The following is a 17,658-nucleotide window of genomic DNA, read 5'->3' on the forward strand; positions in this document are numbered from 1 at the left end:
TCTTGAGAATGGACGAGAATTCTTCCGCCCGCCTGAAGCGCCGGCTGCTGGGCATCGTCTATCGGATCGGCCTGTTCCTGGCGATGCTGACCATCTGTCTGCCCGGTCTCTGGATCGTCATCTCGTCGTTGCGGCCAACCGTCGAGATCATGGCCAAGCCGCCGGTATGGATCCCTAAGGAGATCTCGTTCGACGCTTATGTCGCCATGTTCTCAGGCATCGGCAAGGGCGGCATCCCGGTGATCGAATATTTCCGCAACTCGCTGATCGTCTCGGTGACCTCGACGGTCATAGCGGTCGCCATCGGGATGGCCGGCGGCTATGCCTTCGCGCGCTACCGCTTCCGTAGCAAATCGAGCGTCTTCCTCGGCCTGATGCTGACGCGCACCGTGCCCGGCATCGCGCTGTCGCTGCCGCTGTTCTTCCTCTATGTGCGGCTCGGCATCATCGACACGCATTTCGGGCTGATCCTCGCCTATGTCGCGCTCAACGTGCCGTTCACCATCTGGCTGATCGACGGCTTCTTCCGCCAGGTGCCGAAGGACCTCGCAGAGGCCGCGCAGATCGACGGCTGCACGCGCTGGCAGGCGTTCTGGCAGGTCGAATTCCCGCTTGCCGGGCCGGGCATCGCATCGGCGGCGATCTTCGCCTTCCTGACCTGCTGGAACGAATTCGCGCTGGCCTCGCAGCTGACCCGATCAGTCAGCGCCAAGACGCTGCCTGTCGGCCTGCTCGACTACACGGCCGAGTTCACCATCGACTGGCGCGGCATGTGCGCGCTCGCCGTGGTGATGATCATCCCGGCGCTCACCCTCACCTACATTGTCCAGAAACATCTCGTCGGCGGCCTGACCTCCGGCGCGGTGAAAGGCTGACAGAATGGCAACGGTTTCCCTCAAAAAGCTGACCAAGCGCTACGGCAATATCGAGATCGTGCACGGCATCGATCTCGACATCACCGACCGCGAATTCATCGCGCTGGTCGGCCCATCCGGCTGCGGCAAGTCGACGACGCTGCGCATGATCGCCGGTCTGGAAGAGATCAGCGCCGGCTCGATCGAGATCGGCGGACGCGTCGTCAACGACCTGCCGCCGCGCTCGCGCAACATCTCCATGGTGTTCCAGTCCTACGCGCTCTATCCGCACATGACGGTGCGCGAAAATCTCGGCTTCTCGCTGAAGATCGCCGGTGCTGCCAAGGAAGACATGGACCGGCGCGTCGCCGAGGCCTCGGCCATCCTCGGCCTCGACACGCTGCTCGACCGCCGCCCTTCGCAACTGTCCGGTGGCCAGCGCCAGCGCGTCGCCATGGGCCGTGCCATTGTGCGGGATCCAGACGTGTTCCTGTTCGACGAGCCGCTGTCCAACCTCGATGCCAAGCTCAGAACGCAGATGCGCACCGAGATCAAGAAGCTTCATGCCAAGGTGCGGTCGACGGTCATCTACGTCACCCACGACCAGGTCGAGGCAATGACGCTCGCCGACCGTATCGTCATCATGCGCGACGGCCATATCGAACAGGTCGGCACCCCCGACGAGGTGTTCCGACGGCCAGCGACGCGCTTCGTCGCTGGCTTCATCGGGTCGCCGCCGATGAACCTGCACGAGGCGCGGGTCGATGACGGCCAGCTGGTTTTCGCCAGCGGCGAAAAGCTGCCCCTGCCCCACCAATTCAAGGCCAATGTGACGACCGGCGACAAGGTGGTGTTCGGGCTGCGGCCAGACGATATCTACCCGACCGGACACGGCATCAGCTCCGGCGATGCCGCCGACGTGCACCAGATCGAACTGCCGATCACCGTCACCGAGCCGCTCGGAAACGAGACGCTGGTGTTCGTCGAATTCAACGGCAGTGACTGGGTGTCGCGCATGCTGAACCCGAGACCGCTGAAGTCGGGCGAACGAGTAGCGATGAGCCTCGACCTGTCGCAGGCGCATCTGTTTGCCGCCGACACCGGAAAGACATTGCGGAGCTGACCGACATGGCTAGAATCGAAAAGGTAGAACTGCGGATGGTGGACCTTGTGCCCAAGGTCAGGCGCACCGACGCGATCCAGAGCTTCGTCAGCCAGGAAACGCCTGTTGTGACGATCACCGATTCCGACGGCGCGATCGGCACCGGCTACAGCTATACGATCGGCACCGGCGGCTCGTCGGTGATGCGGCTCTTGTCCGACCATCTCGCGCCACGCCTGATCGGCCGCGATCCCGACATGATCGAGGCGATCTGGCACGATCTCGAATTCGCCACGCATGCAACGACCATCGGCGCCATCACCGCCATCGCCATCGCGGCGATCGATACGGCACTTTGGGACCTGCGGGCGAAGAAGCAGAACCTGCCGCTGTGGAAACTCGCTGGCGGCGCCAAGGACCGCTGTCCGCTCTACACGACCGAAGGCGGCTGGCTGCATATCGAGACGCAGGCGCTGGTCGACGACGCACTGGCCGCCAAGGCCAAGGGGTTTCGCGGCTCGAAGGTGAAGATCGGCAGGCCGCATGGGTCGGAGGATCTCGCCCGCCTGTCGGCGGTGCGCAAGGCCGTTGGCGACGGCTACGAGATCATGACCGACGCCAATCAGGGCTTTTCCGTCGACGAGGCGATCCGGCGCGCGGCAAGGCTGCGCGAGCTTGACCTTGCCTGGATCGAGGAGCCGCTGCCCGCCGACGATATCGATGGCCATGTTCGGCTGTCGAACTCGACACCGACGCCGATCGCCATCGGCGAGTCGCTCTACTCGATGCGTCACTTCCGCGAATACATGCAGAAAGGAGCCTGTTCGATCGTGCAGGTTGATGTCGGCCGCATCGGCGGCATCACGCCCTGGCTCAAGATCGCGCATGCGGCGGAGGCCTTCGACATTCCGGTCTGCCCGCATTTCCTGATGGAACTGCATGTCAGCCTGACCTGCGCTGTTCAGAACGGCCGATATGTCGAGTACATTCCGCAACTCGACCAGTTGACCGGCAAGCGCATGCGCATCGAGGATGGGCATGCGCTTGCGCCAGACGAGCCTGGTATCGGCATCGATTGGGACTGGGACGCGGTGAAGGCCATGAGCATCGCCGAATTCACCACGGCGATAACCAAATAGAGGAACGGACATGCAGCGGATGGGAATGATGCTCGGTCTGAAGCCGGAAAAGGTCGAGGAATATGTCCGCCTGCATGCCGCGGTCTGGCCTGACGTGTTGACCATGATCTCGGCCTGCAACATCAAGAATTACTCCATCTACCTGAAGCGGCCGGAGAACCTGCTGTTCAGCTACTTCGAATACCACGGCACCGACTATGCGACCGACATGGCCAAGATGGCCGCAGACCCGAAGACGCAGGAATGGTGGGCGGTCTGCATGCCCTGCCAGGAGCCGTTGGCGACCCGCAAGGACGGCGAATGGTGGGCTTCAATGGACGAGGTCTTCCATCATGATTGAGGGCGGTTTCGACCCTGCCTCACTCGTCCAATCCTGGCCAAGACCATTGAAGCCCCGGCCGATCGTCACCTTTGGCGCCGGGTCGATCGTCGGCGACGCGCATTTTCCAGCCTACAAGAAGGCCGGATTCCCGGTCGCCGGATTTTACGATCCAGACAAGGCCAAGGCGCAAACCTTGGCCGAGACATGGGGGGTGACGGCGTTTCGCTCGGTGGATGAAGCCGCGGCCGTCAAGGACGCGATCTTCGACCTGGCGACGCCGCCGGGACGGCACGCCGAGATCCTGAAGGCTCTGCCCGACGGGGCGGTGGCGCTGATCCAGAAGCCGATGGGCAACTATCTCGGCGAGGCAACCGAAATCCTCGAAATCTGCCGCGCCAAGGACCTCAAGGCGGCGGTCAATTTCCAGTTGCGCTTCGCGCCGATGATGCTGGCGCTCAAGGATGCGATCGCCAAGGGCTGGCTCGGCGCGGTCGTCGACTTCGACGCCTGGCTGGCGCTGGCGACACCATGGCAGCTATGGGAATTCCTGCTCAAGGCGCCGCGTGTCGAGATCGCCATGCATTCGATCCACTATCTCGACCTGATCCGGCAATTGCTCGGCGACCCCAAGGGGGTGCATGCCAAGACACTCGGCCATCCCAACCATAAGGTGGCGCAGACGCGCACCAGCGCCATTCTCGACTATGGTGACACGGTGCGCTGCGCGCTGTCGATCAACCACGACCACAAATTCGGCCGGCGGCACCAGGCCTGCGAGTTCCGTATCTGCGGCACCGAAGGGGCTGCCTATCTGAAGCTCGGCCTCAACCTCGATTATCCCGCAGGCGAGCCGGATGTTCTCGAGATCTATCCGAAGGGCGGCACGGACTGGGTCGCGGTGCCACTGGCCGGCGATTGGTTTCCCGATGCCTTCGTCGGGCGTATGGCCAATGTGCAGCGCTTTGCATCTGGTGAAGATGACACGCTGGTCAGCTCGGTCGAAGACGCATGGAACACCATGGCGCTGGTGGAGGCCGCCTATAGATCGAGTGCGGCGCCGGCGACGCCAATCGCTGAAAGGCCGTGAGGCAGGATATGGAACAGATCACTTATTTCGAGGACTACGAGATCGGCTCTACGCGTCTCACCAGCGGCCGCACCATCACGGAAACCGACTTCGTCGTCCATGCCGGCCACACCGGCGATTTCTTTCCGCATCACATGGATGCCGAGTACATGAAGACGACGCCGTTCGGCCAGCGCATCGCTCATGGCACGCTGGTGTTTTCGGTCGGCATCGGGCTGACGGCTGCTATCGTCAACCCCGTCGCCTTTTCCTATGGCTACGACCGGCTGCGCTTCATCAAGCCGGTATTCATCGGCGACACGATCCGCACGCGCACCACCATCACGGCCAAGGAGGACGACGTAAAGCGCCCAGGTTCAGGACGGGTGATCGAGCGCTGCGAGGTGATCAATCAGCGCGGCGAAGTCGTGCTGGCGGCCGACCACATTTACATCGTCGAGCGCAAGCCGGCCTGAACCTCAGAATTCACGAACCGGTGGCGCGCGCGGTGACGCGTTCCAGCCCGAGCAGCAGAACCAGCGTCGCCACCACCAGGATCATGGTGAGCGCCGCACCAGCAAAGATATCGCCGCGGTCGGTGAGGCTGAAGATGGAGACCGGCAGCGTCACCCAGCCCGGCGGATAGACCATGACGGTGGCGCCGAGTTCGCCCATCGACAGCGCGAAGCTCAGGCCGAATGCAGCGACGAGATAAGGCGCCAGCAGAGGCAGCGTGACATGCCAGAGCCGGTATGCGGGCCGCGCGCCGAGGCTTGACGCCACTTGTTCGAAATCGGGCGAAAGCCGTGCCAAACCGGCCGAGACGTTGCCGAAGGTGAAAGCCGAGATCAGCACGAAATGCGCGATCATCACGATCGCCACCGTGCCGTTGAGCAGCAGCGGCGGATGGCTGAACGCAACCAGCAGACCAAGGCCGACAGACACGGACGGCACGGCGCTGGGAATGAAGAAGAGCAGGCCAAGCAGCTGCTTCAAGGCATCGCCCTGAAGGCGAAGCGAAAGGGCCGCCCAGGTGCCGCTGACCAGCGCCAATGCGCTGGCCAGGAAGCCGGTGATGAGGCTCGCCTTGACCGAATTCCAGGCCGCGCCCTTGACGACGTCGGCGTAGTGCTCCGTCGTCAAGCCATTGGGCAGCACCCCGTTCCATTGGTCGGCGAGGCTTGACAAAAGAATGACCGCCAGGGGTGCCAGGAACAGCACGCCGAAGATCAGCGCGAAGAGCACCCACAGCACGATGCGACCAGGGCGCGACCAGACCAGCATGGTTAGACCCCCAACCGGCCGGCGGCGAAGCGGTAAAGGCCGAAAAGACCGAGCGACAGAGCGATGTTGACCACGGCGATGATGCAGGCGACCTGATAGGCCGATTCCTGGATCGCCTTGCCGTAGATCAGCAGCGGCAGCGTGATGACGCCCTTGGCGCCGATGAACAGCACGATGCCGAATTCGTTGACGGTCAACAGCAGGCAGAGGCTGCCGCCGGCGATGAGCGCGGGCACCGCGGCCGGCAGGATGACTTGGCGGACGATGCGGAAAGGCCTGGCGCCCAACACGCTTGCGGCTTCGATCTGGCCGCGATCGACCAGCGAGAAGGCGGCGAGCAGCGGCCGCAGGATGAAGGGCGTGTAGACGGTGACTTCGGCCAGCACCACGCCCCAGGTAGAATAGAGGAAATCGACCGGCGGCAACGGCAGCGAGAAGGCCTCCATCAGCCCGGTGTTGAGCATGCCGGCGGAGCCGTAGAGAAAAGTGAAAGCCAGCGTCACCAGGAAAGTCGGCAGCGCGATGAAGGTGTCGATCAGCCGGGCGATGAAGCCGCTGCCGGGGAACGGCACGAAAGCCAGGATCAATGCCAGCACAAGGCCGACGATGAGGCATCCGGCCGTGGCGGCGACCGAGATGGTCACAGTATTGATCAGTGCGTTGAGGAAGAAGCGCGAATGCAGGACACGGATGATCTCGGCGACATTGGCGACCCCGCTGTCGTCAAGGAAGGCCTGCCGGACGATCAGCGCCAGCGGGTAGAAGAACAGCAGCGCCAGCAGCGCCGCCGGCGGCACGATCCAGAATTTGCCGGGCTCTCGCCTGATCGCCGGCGCGCGGATGGCGACAGCCTCAGACACCGGCGTCTTCCGGAAGCAGCGACGTGTCGGCCGGTGCGAAAAACAGCGGCACCCTGGCGCCGGGTTCCGGCAACGCCGTGGGCAGTTTCGTTGCCGAGACGCGCACCGGCGTGCCGTCGACATCGAGCACGAGATGGGTCAGTTCGCCCTGCCAGTGCACTTCCCTGAGTGTACCGACGATGCGGTTGGTGTGCTCGCTGTCGGCCGTCAGGCTGAGGTGCTGCGGCCTGATGCAGAGCAGGCTCTTGTCGCCGGCCTTCTCGTCACGACCGGCGCCGGTGAGCACGGCATCGCCGTGCCTTGCGGTGGCAAAGCCTTTCGATCCGACAGGTTCTTCAACCGTCACCGGCAGAAGGTTGGCGCGGCCGAGGAACTCGGCGGTAAAACGGTTTGGCGGACGGCGGTAGAGTTCCGTCGTCGGTCCGTGCGAACAGACCCTGCCGTCGCGCATGATGGCGATCTTGTCGGCGAGGGTCAGCGCCTCGGTCTGATCATGGGTGACATAGAGGATCGTCAGGCCCGGCAGGCTCCGGTGCAGGCGAGCGATCTCCTCGACCATGTTGCGGCGGATCTGCGCGTCGAGCGCCGAGAGCGGTTCGTCGAGCAGCAGCACGCGCGGCCGCACCGCCAGAGCCCGCGCAATCGCGACACGCTGCTGCTGGCCGCCCGAAAGCTCGCGCGGATAGCGCCTGGCAAAGGCAGACATGCCGACGGTGCCGAGTGCATCCTTGACCCGCTCGGCGATCAGCGCCTTGTCGGCGCCTTGTGCCCTGAGGCCGAAGGCAACGTTGTCCTCGACCCGCATATGCGGAAACAGCGCGTAATTCTGCACCACCATACCGAGACCACGCTCATAAGGCGGCAGGTCGGTGACGTCGGTGGCGCCGATGCGGATGCGGCCGCTTGCCGGCCGCACGAACCCGGCCACGGCCCGCAAGGCAGTGGTCTTGCCTGAGCCGGAAGGGCCGATCATCGCCAGGATCTCGCCCGGTGCGATGTCCAGGGTCAGCGGATGCAGCACGACATGCGCGCCATAGGCGACGCTGACCTTGTCGAAGTGGACGTTGGAACCGGCGCCGCGAACCTTCGCGGCGTCGATATCCATGACACTGGTACCCGTGAAGGCGACGGCCGACATGGCGTTGTTCTCCCGACTGGTTCCCTTGGAGATCAACTTCCGGTCGCTTCGTTCCACTTCTTCACGTAATCGGGAAGCTTGGCCAGCGCGTCATCCCAGTTCGGCGACCAGATGGTCAGGCCCTTCATGGCCTCCTGCAACTTGGCGAAATTGGCGTCGGACGGCTTCACGTCCTTGCGGGCGGGCATACCGATGGCAATCGAGCTTACGGTGGACTGGGCTTCCTTGGACAACAGGAAGTCGATCAGCTTCTTGCCGTTGTCGGCGTTCGGCGCACCGGTGACCAAGCCGATTTCATAGGGCAGCGCGAAGGTGGAGCGGGTGCCGTCCGGACCAGCGGGCCAGAACACCTTGATGTTGGGATTGTCGGCCATCTGCGACATGTTCATCTGCAAATCGCCATTGGCGACATGCAATTCACCCTTGTTGACCAGCGCGGTCAGTTTGCCGGTCGAGGCGGACGGGCCGACATTGTTGTCCTGCAGTTTCTTCATGAAGGCGAAGCCCGCATCCTCGCCGCCGAAGGCGTGAATGATCTGCAGCATGACGGCGGTGCCGTCGCCGGCCTGGCCGGGAGTCGAATACTGGATCTTGCCCTTGAACTTCGGATCGAGCAGGTCGTTGTAGCTCTTCGGCGCTTCCGACAGCACGGCGCTGTTGTAGATGAAGTTCATGTAGTTGTTGACCAGCGGCCGGTACTTGTCGGTGCCGCCGTCGATCTGGGAAGCGGCCTCAGGCTTGTAATCCTGCAGCAGGCCGTCTGCGGCCGCGCGCTGGATGAAGGGCGGCAAGGTCACCAGAACATCGGCCTGCGGGTTCGACTTCTCCTTGGCGACACGCTCGACGACGCCGCCCGAACCTGCCTCGATATACTGCACGGTGATGCCGGTGGCCTTGGTGAAGGCGGCGAATTCGGTCTCGTACCAGCTGCCGTTGCCGTCATGCAGGCCATCGGCGGAATAGATGGTGACGACGCCGTCGGCGAGTGCCGGTCCGACGAGAGCGGCCGACGCGAGCAATGCGGCAAAGGCCGCGACCATGGTTGCGTTTCGTGATTTCATGACCAGTTCCCCTTTATGATTGAAGGCACATTCTGCGATGCACTAGGACCAATCGGCTCGGTCTTTGACGGACGTTGAGCCGATTGGATGTCGTCGTTGTGACAACTCTGAGGATTGGGGATCGATAAGTAAAATCTATTTATTTTATGACAGGCAAACTTCCTCTGATATTTGTCATGGAACTGTCGCATCCATGTCGTGGACGTATTTCGGGTCGCGGAACCGGCCCGAGACAGGGTCCCTGAAAGTTAAAAGGTGATGGAAATCAGGAGAATAAAACGCCTGCCGTCTGCGCCCGCAGACGAGGATCGAACGAGCGGACTGTCACCGGACGCCCGTCGAGTATTTCGAAGCAGCGGGCGAGCGTGTCCTCTTCAAGCCGGCGCATCGCTTCCGCCGTGAAAAATGTGAGATGCGGAAAGAGGATCACATTGTCGCGACCGAACAATGCGCTCATCGGATGGCCGGACTTCGCCAGAGGCTCGACCGAATAGACGTCCAGGCCAGCGCCGCCAATGCGCCCCGTGACGATCGCCTCGACCAGTGCCGCCTCATCGATCAGCGCGCCGCGAGAAACGTTGACGATGACGGCGGAAGTTTTCATGCAAGCGAGTTCGGCCTTGCCGATCAGGCCACGCGTCTTGTCGTTCAGCACACAATGGATGGAAACGAAGTCGCAGGTCCGCAGCATGGTGTGGAGATCGTCGGCCTTCTCGATGCCAGCAGCGTGCATCGTCGCTGCATCGACGCCGGGATCGAAACCAAGAACCCGCGCGCGAAACCCTTGTCCGGCCATGCGCGCCATGCTGCGGCCGATCCTGCCGCAACCGACGAGCCCCAGCGTGGCGCCGGAAATATCGCGCCCAAGCCAACGCTGCTCGGGCCAGACCCAGCCATCGCGCGACACCGCCGCCGAAATGGCCGGCAGGCGCTTGGCCAGCGCGATCATCAGCGCAAAGGCGCCCTCCGCCACGGTTTCCTCGGCATATTCGGGCACATTGACGACCGGGATGCCGCGCCGCATCGCGGCCGGGATGTCGATGGCATCGATGCCGACGCCATATTTGACGATGCCCTTCAATCTGGTAGCCGCGTCGATCACCCCAGCGGTGATCGGTGTGTAGCACATGAGCAGAAGATCGGCGTCGGCGACCGCACTGATGAGCTTGGCTTCGGGAATGCCGTCGGGCAGCGTCACCAGTTCGACGCCCCTCGCCCGCAAGCCGGCATCGATGCCGGGGCATTCGAATTCCTGGTCGGTACGCACGGCCTTCATGATCAGGCCGCCAGCACCGCGGCCTCGACGACATCGAGCGCGCGGTCGAGATCGGGTTTCGAGATGACCAGCGGCGGCGAGAGCGTCAGCACATTACCTTGGCTGATTTTGAAGCTCAGCCCTTGCTCCAGGCACGTGTAGAAGACGCGTTCCGCAAGTTCACGTGCCGGCTGGCGGGAAGCTCGGTCCTTGACGAGTTCGACGCCGACCATCAGCCCCCTGCCCCTGACGTCGCCGACATGAGGCGAGCGCGCCATCAGATCCTGCATGCGTCCGAGCATATGCCGGCCGAGTTCGGCCGAGCGCTCGACCAGCCCTTCTTCCAGGATAATGTCGATTGTCGTCAGCGCGGCGCGGGTCGTCACCGGGTTCTTCTCGTGGGTGTAATGGCCGATGGCAAAGCCGCCCGTGACGTCGAGATCGCGGCGGGCAATCACGGCGGCGATCGGCAAGATGCCGCCGCCGAGCGATTTGCCGAGAACGACGATGTCGGGCGTCACGCCATCATGGTCGTGGGCGAAGAATTTTCCCGTCTTGCCGAGCCCGGTCGGGATCTCGTCGAAGATCAGCAGTGTGCCGTGCTGGTCGCAGGCCTCGCGCACGCGCTTCCAGAAACCGGGCGGCGGCGGGTTTGGCGTCGCCCGCATCGGTTCGGCGACGACCGCCGCCACGTCCTGCTCGCGGCCGAGCACATAGGCAATCATGTTGGCGCAGGCGAGCCCGGACGCTTCCAGTGAATCGTGGCCGTAGGGGCAGCGATAGCCGTCCCAGGGTGCGACATGTTCGGTGCCGGTCATCATCGGGCCGGCGATATGGGAGCGGAAGGTCGCCTCGCCGCCGACACTCGCCGCACCGAAGCCGGCGCCGTGGAAAGCATCCCAGAATGATACCGTCTTGAAGCGGCCGGTGGCTGCACGCGCGATCTTCAGCGCGACCTCGATGGCATCCGAGCCGCCCGTGGTGAACAGCACCTTGCCGAGATCGCCGGGCGCAAGTGCCGCCAATTTCTCGGCCAGTTCGACCGCGGGCTCGCAAGTGAAGCGGCGCGGCGCAAAGCAGAGCTCGTCGAGCTGCTTCTTGATCGCGGCAACCAGCCTTGGATGGCCGTAACCAAGGTGATGCACGCTGTTGCCATGGAAATCCATGAAGCGCCGGCCGGCCGTATCCTCGATCCAGATGCCTTCCGCTTTGGCGATCGTCGACAGGCAGGGACTGGACAGGCTCTGGTGCATGAAGGCGGCAGCGTCGCGGTCGAGCAGGCCGCGGATACGCGGATCATCCTGGCCGGCGTCCCAGCGGCCGCGCGCCGCCGTGGTGTTGGAATCGCCCTCGGTATGCACAAGCTCAGATATTGCGGCCATAACCCTCTCCGAAACGCGAATGAGGGAGCGTGGACGCCCCCTCGATTTATCCTGCCAGCCAGTGTGATCCGGTCAGGACCAGGGCAGCGAAAACGTCTTCACATTGGTATAGCTCTTCATCGCCTCGATGACGCCTTCCTTGTAGCCATTGCCCGAATCCTTGATGCCGCCAAAGGGCGACATCTCGATGCGGTAGCCCGGCACTTCCCAGATATTGACCGTGCCGACCTGCAGACCGGCGATGTATTTCTGCATGCGGGGAAACGAGTTGGTGCAGACGCCCGACGACAGGCCGAAGGCGGTCGAGTTGGAGAGCGCAATGAGTGCCTCGTCATTGTCAGGCGCGCGCACGATCGGGATGATCGGCCCAAACGTTTCTTCCATCACCAGTTCCGACTTATGCGGTACGCGATCGACGACGATCGGCGGCAGCAGCGCACCCTGGCGGCCCGGATTGTAGAGGATCTCGGCACCTTGCTCGGCGGCCATGTGGACGCGGGCTTCGAACAACGCCGCCGCCTTCTCGTGCACGACGGTGCCGAGATCGGTCGAACGGTCCATCGGATCGCCGAAGCGGATCTTCTTTGCCCGCTCCAGCACCAGCGGCACGAAACGGTCGGCGACGCTTTCCTGGACGAGGATGCGCTTGACCGCCGTGCAGCGCTGGCCGGAATTCTTCGTCGCACCCGCGACCGCGAGATCGGCGGCCTTGGCCAGATCCTCATCGGAGAGGTCGTTGAGGATGATCAGCGGATCGTTGCCGCCGAGTTCCAGCACCTGGCGCTTGTAGCCGGCAATGCGCGCGATCATCTTGCCGACAGGCACACCGCCGGTGAAGGTGATCAGGTCGATGTTCTCGTTGGTGATCATTTCGTTGCCGATGTCGGCCGGCCAGCCGGTCACCACCGAGAGCATTTCCGGCGGCAGGCCGGCTTCGTAGAGGATGTCGGCGAGCAGCAGCGCCGTCATCGGCGTCAGTTCGGTCGGCTTCACCACCACGCAATTGTTGGTGGCGATCGCCGGCGCCACCTTGTGCGAAACCATGTTGAGCGGATGGTTGAACGGCGTGATCGCGGAGATCGCCTTCAGCGGCTCGCGGGTGGTGAAGATCTTGCGCGCCTTGCCATGCGGTGTGAGATCGCAGGAGAAAATCTGGCCGTCGTCCTGGATGCACATCTGCGCCGACAGCGTGAACACGTCATAGGCGCGGCCGACTTCATAGAGCGAGTCTGTCTTGGAGATGCCGAGCTCAAGTGTGATGAGATCAGAGATTTCCTCCTTGCGCGCGGCCAGCGCTTCGGCGGTACGGAACAGGATCTGCTGCCGCTCGTAACGCGTCAGCTTCGACCTGTAGCCGGCCGCGATTTCGAAGGCCTGGCGGGCGTGTTCGGCGCGACCGGCAGGCACAGTGCCGATGACAGCATTGGTATAGGGGTAGTGGACGGGAACGACGCCGTCGGCGTCGACCTTGCGTCCTGCGATGCGCATCGGTTCATGGCGCACCTTGATCGAAGTATCGAGCTTAGTCATGGGCTCTGTTCCAGCAATGTGTGGGCGTGTTGTAGCAGAGGATCGACCCCCACTCCGGCCCTTCGGGCCACCTCTCCCCCGATCGACGGGGGAGAGGAAGTTCGGCAACGTCAGCGCCCCATCGTTTCCAAGCCAAAGCGCGGCAGGATCAGCTTGGCGCCCTTCCTCTCCCCCCGTCGATCGGAGGAGAGGTGCCGAGCGGAGCGAGGCGGAGTGGGGGTCGACATCAGGCTCAGCCTACGCCAAAGCCGCCGCCATGGTGGCGTAGTAGAAGGCGTCGAAATTGCGCAAGGTTGGCTCGTTGGGCAGGTCCGGCAACACGCGGTTGACGATGAACGGCACTTGCTGCTCGGTCAGCCCGCCATGCGAGCGCAGCGGTTCGTCGAGGGCCGCGAGATCATGCCGGTGTTCGCTGGTGCCAATGGTCTTGTTCTCGGTCGAGATCAGCACGATGTCGCCGATGCGGTCGGCCGGCAATTCGAAACGTTCGCAGGCCGTCGGGCTGTCGACGACCAGCATGATACCGTCGACCTTGGCCAGACGCGCCATGATGTCGGCCTGGTCCGCGCCATCAGGCAGATAGGCGGTGGCGAACGAGCCGAGGGCGCCATGGTGCACGACATAGGGGTCGGTGATCGGCAGGATCACGCGGGCGGCGTCCTTTCCCAGCCATTCGTCGAGCAGGTCCTGGACATAGACGACGTCGGGCGAGCCGTCGGCCTTGTGCTTGGGCTTCATGCCATGGTCGGCGGTGACGACGATCGCCGCGCCCAGCGCATCAAGCTCGGTCAGATACCTGTCGAACATCTCGTAGAAGGCATTGGCCTGAGGCACGCCCGGCGCATATTTGTGCTGCACATAGTCGGTGGTGGTCAGGTACATGATATCTGGGCGGAATTCCTTCAGCAGCTGGACGCCTGCGGCGAAGACGAATTCCGACAGCTCAGCCGAATAGACTTCCGGCACCTGCAGCCCGAAGTGCTTGGAGGCATTGTCGATGCCGTGCTCGGCCTTGGTGGTGGTGTCGGACTTTTCCGCCGAGAAGCACAGCGCACGGCCTTCGTCGAAGGCAAGCCCCTTGCCGAGCAGCGCCCGCAATTTGTCCTTGGCGGTTACCACGGCAACCTTGGCGCCGGCGTCGTAGAAGGCCTGGAAGATGGTCGGCGCGCGCAGGAAGCGCGGGTCGTTCATCATCACTTCCTTGCCGGTCTCACGCTCGTAGAGATAGTTGCCGCAGATGCCATGCACCGACGGTGGACGACCGGTGGCGATCGAGAGATTGTTAGGGTTGGTGAAGCTCGGGATGACCGAGTGCGCCATGCGCACCGTGCCCTTCTGCTTGATCCTGATCAAAGCCGGCATCAGCCCGGCATGAATAGCCTCGTCGAGATAGGCCGGCTCGCAGCCATCTAGGCAGATGGCGATGGCGGGCACGCGCGGCCAGGCGTAGGTGCGGCCGTTGACGGCGACGTTGACGGGAGACATCTGGTTCATCGAAAATCCTTTGAAATCCTGCCGCTTCAGGCGGCGAGTTTGGCACGCTCGGCGATTGCCGCGGCGGGTGGAGCGGCGGTGTCGACGCCCATTTCCTTCAGTGACTCCGCCGCCGCCTCGACGACGCGGCGCATGACATGTTCGTCCATCTGGCCGATGCAGCCGACGCGGAAGGAATCCACGACCGTCAGCTTGCCCGGATAGATGATGAAGCCCTTGTCCTTCATCAGCTCGTAGAAGCGATCAAAGGCGAAGTTGGCATGGGCCGGATTGAAGAAGGTGACGATGATCGGCGACAGCCAACGGTCCTTCAGCAAGGTCTCGAAACCGAGTTCGCGCATGCCGGCCACCATCACGTCGCGATTCCTGCTGTAGCGGGCGCCACGGCCGGCGACGCCGCCCTCGGCTTCGTGCTGGCGCAGCGCTTCGAGGAAAGCCGCGACGACATGCGTCGGCGGCGTGTAGCGCCACTGGCCGGTCTTGTTCATATGTGCCCATTGTGCGTGAACGTCGAGCGACAGCGAATGGCTGCGGCCCTTGGCGCCCTCGAGTTCGCTCTTGCGGGCGATGATGAAGCCGAAGCCCGGCACACCCTCGATGCATTTGTTGGCGGAGGAAACCATCGCCTCGTAGCGGATTTCGTTGACGTCGAGCGCGACCGCGCCGAAGGCGCTCATGGAATCGACCAGCAGCTTGCGGCCCTTGGCTTGGACGGCCTCGGCAATCTCGGCGACCGGATTGAGGATGCCCGAACTCGTTTCGCAATGGATGGCGATGACATGCGTGATGGCGGGGTCGGCCTCCAGGGCTGCCGCCACCTCGTCGCCGCGCGGCGGCAGATAGTCGCCCTTGTCGATCAGCGTATAGGCACGACCGAGATACTGCATGGTCTGCGCCGCACGCAGGCCATAGGCGCCATTGGCCAGCACCAGGACCTTGCCGTCCCGGGGCACGAACGAGCCCAGCATCGCCTCGACGCAGAAGGAGCCGCTGCCCTGCATCGGCACGCAATCGAATTCGCCTTTCGCGTCACCGGTCAGCGCCAGCAGGCGGCGGCGCATGTCTGATGTCATGGCGCGGAAGTCGCCGTCCCACGATCCCCAGTCGCGCAGCATGGCCTGCTTGACCGAATAGGCCGTGGTGAGCGGGCCCGGGGTCAAGAGATAGGGCTCGCCCAGCGCCGGCATGGCCAGCGGCTCCGCGGCAAATTTCGTCTCGGCGAGCATGGGTGTCCTCCGACAGGTCGCTGCTTTTTTGATGCGGCCTTACTCTCGGCCGGAATGACATATTTGTAAAATCGTTATTTTGTATCGAAGTATCGATTTCCACGATGATAGGATTGCCATCTCTGTCAGGCCGGCACGGGCGCCATTGCGTCCGCTGCGCCACCGCCCGTGGCCAGCCGGCTTTCAAGCAGATCGCCGCTTTGCGTCAGCAGGGGATAGGCGACCGACGCCATCAGCGAGTTGATTTCCTTCAGCGCCCTGACCGCCTCCAGGTGAATATCGCTGGTGTCGATGCTCTGCGGCATTCCCGATTGCAGGCGCTTGAGGTGACGATCATGGCTCATGCGTTCCAGCTTGCGCATACGCTCCTTCTCGACCACAAGTTGCCGCGCCGAATCGAGGTCGCCCGATACCAGCACGTTGAGCGCAAGCTGCATGTTGGCCATGACACGGCTGTGAAGCCCGCGCAGTTCTCCCCAGCCGTCGCGCGAAAAGCGCAGATTCTTGTCCCGCAATTCCCCGGCAAGCACGAGCAGGTTCTTGGCGACGATATCGCCGGCCCGTTCGAGATTGATGGCGAAATCGGTGAGTTCGATGCCGCGGCGAGCCTCGGCCGCGGTCATGCTGCCGCGGTTGACCTCGGCAATGTAGAGCTTGATGTCGGTGTGGGCGCGGTTGACCTCGTCATCCAGCTTGCGCGCCTGGCGGATCTGATCGGCAGTGCCGGCGTCGAAGAAATCCATCACCGGACGCAGCATCACCTCGACGACTTCACCCATGCGCAGCAACTCGCGGGTCGCACTGGCCAGCGCGAGACCCGGCGTGCGCATGACGCTGCGATCCAGCGCGCAGGCGCGACGCGACATCAGATCGGTACTGTCCTCCGGCTTTGCCGACGACTTGTCGGCGATCAGCGAGGTCACCAGCCTTTCCATCAAGCCGGCGAAAGGCAGGCAGCAGACGACCAGAGCCAGATTGAAGGCGAGGTGCAGGTTGACCAGCTGCCGGCCTTCGGTTGCACCGAAAAGGTGTGCCGGGAACGCCAACGCCTGAAGGGCGAACAGGGCGCCGAGCGCGGCCGTGCCGCGGAAGATCAGATTGCCAAGGGGGATGCGGCGCGCCTCGGCGGGCTCGCCGCGCGTCAGCCACACCGCGATCAGCGCGCCGCCGCAATTGGCGCCAAGGATGAAGAACAGGCCGACCTCGACAGGCAAGACGCCTTGCGCGGCGAGCGTGACGAACAGCAGGATCGCCGCCACGCTGGAATGGATCAGCCATGTGAACAGGGCGGCGGCGGCAAAGGCCGTGAAATAGTCCGCGCGCAAATAGGAAATCACCAATGGCAGCAGCGTGCTCTGGCGCATCGGCGCGGTCGCCTCGCCGATCATGTGCAGCGACAGCAGAACGAACGCTATGCCCATCAGGATGCGCCCTCCTTGCTTGATGCCGCGCGCCTCGAACTTCAGGAACATCGCGCCGCCGACAAGGATCAGCGCGGGTATAAGCCAGCTCAAGTCGAACGAGAGCACCTGCACGACCAAGGCGGAGCCAAGATCGGCGCCAAGCAGGATCGCCAGCCCGGCCGAAACCGAAACCATCCCGCTTGCGGCAAACCCAGCTGCCAGCATGGCGACGGCCGTGGAACTTTGCAGCAGGACGGCAAGCACGGTGCCGATCCCCGCCGATCTGATCCGCGCACCGCGAGCCTGTCTCAGGGCATCGCGCAATGCAGGCCCGCAGGCCCGCTCGACGCCGGTGCGCACCATGCGCACAGCCCAGAGCAGCAGCATGACGGCACCCGCCAGATGCAGCAGGATGATGGAAAATTGCATGGCTACGCCTCCGGATGTCCGTGGCCGGCAGAGACGTCGACCTTTACTCAGGCTAAGTTTGACCGAACATAAGTCAAATCGTTCATTTCTATCTTTTAGTTAATCTGGCTTAT

General features: G+C 63.4%; 16 protein-coding genes. 6 read left to right on the forward strand and 10 right to left on the reverse strand.

Going from position 1 to position 17,658, the window contains the following annotated elements:
- Positions 1-8: 8 nt before the first annotated feature.
- The 6 genes from FJ930_RS09425 to FJ930_RS09450 are packed head-to-tail and all read left to right on the forward strand — an operon-like array spanning position 9 to position 4,959.
- Complete coding sequence (locus tag FJ930_RS09425) at positions 9-875, forward strand: carbohydrate ABC transporter permease (RefSeq protein WP_140743689.1); 867 nt, start codon at positions 9-11, stop codon at positions 873-875.
- Positions 876-879: 4 nt separating this feature from the next.
- Positions 880-1,977, forward strand: coding sequence for a sn-glycerol-3-phosphate ABC transporter ATP-binding protein UgpC (gene ugpC / locus FJ930_RS09430; RefSeq protein ID WP_141837038.1), 1,098 nt, complete (start codon positions 880-882; stop codon positions 1,975-1,977).
- A gap of 5 nt (positions 1,978-1,982) precedes the next feature.
- A complete protein-coding gene (locus FJ930_RS09435) occupies positions 1,983-3,095 on the forward strand; it encodes a mandelate racemase/muconate lactonizing enzyme family protein (protein WP_141837041.1) in 1,113 nt (370 codons plus the stop codon).
- 10 nt (positions 3,096-3,105) lie between these two features.
- Positions 3,106-3,435: an L-rhamnose mutarotase gene (locus FJ930_RS09440; RefSeq protein ID WP_140743695.1), complete on the forward strand. Its 330-nt coding sequence runs from the start codon at positions 3,106-3,108 to the stop codon at positions 3,433-3,435.
- Positions 3,431-4,504, forward strand: coding sequence for a Gfo/Idh/MocA family oxidoreductase (locus FJ930_RS09445; protein WP_181763337.1), 1,074 nt, complete (start codon positions 3,431-3,433; stop codon positions 4,502-4,504). The genes FJ930_RS09440 and FJ930_RS09445 overlap by 5 nt, the downstream gene beginning before the upstream one ends.
- Before the next feature lie 8 nt (positions 4,505-4,512).
- Complete coding sequence (locus FJ930_RS09450; RefSeq protein WP_141837045.1) at positions 4,513-4,959, forward strand: MaoC/PaaZ C-terminal domain-containing protein; 447 nt, start codon at positions 4,513-4,515, stop codon at positions 4,957-4,959.
- A 10-nt stretch (positions 4,960-4,969) separates the two neighbouring features.
- Here the strand turns inward: FJ930_RS09450 and FJ930_RS09455 are convergent, their stop codons facing one another.
- The 10 genes from FJ930_RS09455 to FJ930_RS09500 form a co-directional block, all read right to left on the reverse strand.
- On the reverse strand, positions 4,970-5,767 hold the full coding sequence (locus tag FJ930_RS09455) for an ABC transporter permease subunit (RefSeq protein WP_141837047.1): 798 nt from the start codon (positions 5,765-5,767) through the stop codon (positions 4,970-4,972).
- Between the two features lie 2 nt (positions 5,768-5,769).
- The gene (locus FJ930_RS09460; RefSeq protein WP_141837049.1) at positions 5,770-6,627 is read right to left on the reverse strand and encodes a 2-aminoethylphosphonate ABC transporter permease subunit; all 858 of its coding nucleotides are present in this window, start codon (positions 6,625-6,627) and stop codon (positions 5,770-5,772) included.
- The gene (locus tag FJ930_RS09465; protein WP_141837051.1) at positions 6,620-7,765 is read right to left on the reverse strand and encodes an ATP-binding cassette domain-containing protein; all 1,146 of its coding nucleotides are present in this window, start codon (positions 7,763-7,765) and stop codon (positions 6,620-6,622) included. Before FJ930_RS09465 ends, FJ930_RS09460 begins: the two co-directional genes overlap by 8 nt.
- 32 nt (positions 7,766-7,797) lie before the next feature.
- A complete protein-coding gene (locus tag FJ930_RS09470; protein WP_140607439.1) occupies positions 7,798-8,826 on the reverse strand; it encodes a 2-aminoethylphosphonate ABC transporter substrate-binding protein in 1,029 nt (342 codons plus the stop codon).
- 265 nt (positions 8,827-9,091) lie between these two features.
- The gene (locus FJ930_RS09475) at positions 9,092-10,102 is read right to left on the reverse strand and encodes a C-terminal binding protein (protein WP_141837053.1); all 1,011 of its coding nucleotides are present in this window, start codon (positions 10,100-10,102) and stop codon (positions 9,092-9,094) included.
- A gap of 2 nt (positions 10,103-10,104) precedes the next feature.
- Positions 10,105-11,463, reverse strand: a complete 1,359-nt coding sequence (locus FJ930_RS09480; protein WP_141837055.1) for an aspartate aminotransferase family protein — start codon at positions 11,461-11,463, stop codon at positions 10,105-10,107.
- 72 nt (positions 11,464-11,535) lie between these two features.
- Positions 11,536-12,993, reverse strand: coding sequence for a phosphonoacetaldehyde dehydrogenase (gene phnY / locus FJ930_RS09485; RefSeq protein WP_141837057.1), 1,458 nt, complete (start codon positions 12,991-12,993; stop codon positions 11,536-11,538).
- Between the two features lie 237 nt (positions 12,994-13,230).
- Positions 13,231-14,487, reverse strand: coding sequence for a phosphonoacetate hydrolase (phnA, locus tag FJ930_RS09490; protein WP_141837059.1), 1,257 nt, complete (start codon positions 14,485-14,487; stop codon positions 13,231-13,233).
- Positions 14,488-14,513: 26 nt separating this feature from the next.
- Entirely contained in the window at positions 14,514-15,713 is a 1,200-nt protein-coding gene (locus tag FJ930_RS09495; RefSeq protein WP_141837061.1) for a 2-aminoethylphosphonate--pyruvate transaminase, read from the reverse strand.
- 125 nt (positions 15,714-15,838) lie between these two features.
- Positions 15,839-17,545 carry a Na/Pi cotransporter family protein gene (locus tag FJ930_RS09500; protein WP_141837063.1) on the reverse strand — a complete coding sequence of 569 codons (1,707 nt, stop codon included), beginning with the start codon at positions 17,543-17,545 and terminating at the stop codon, positions 15,839-15,841.
- Between the last annotated feature and the right edge of the window lie 113 nt (positions 17,546-17,658).

The sequence above is a fragment of the Mesorhizobium sp. B2-4-15 genome (assembly GCF_006658505.1).
Lineage (GTDB): Bacteria > Pseudomonadota > Alphaproteobacteria > Rhizobiales > Rhizobiaceae > Mesorhizobium.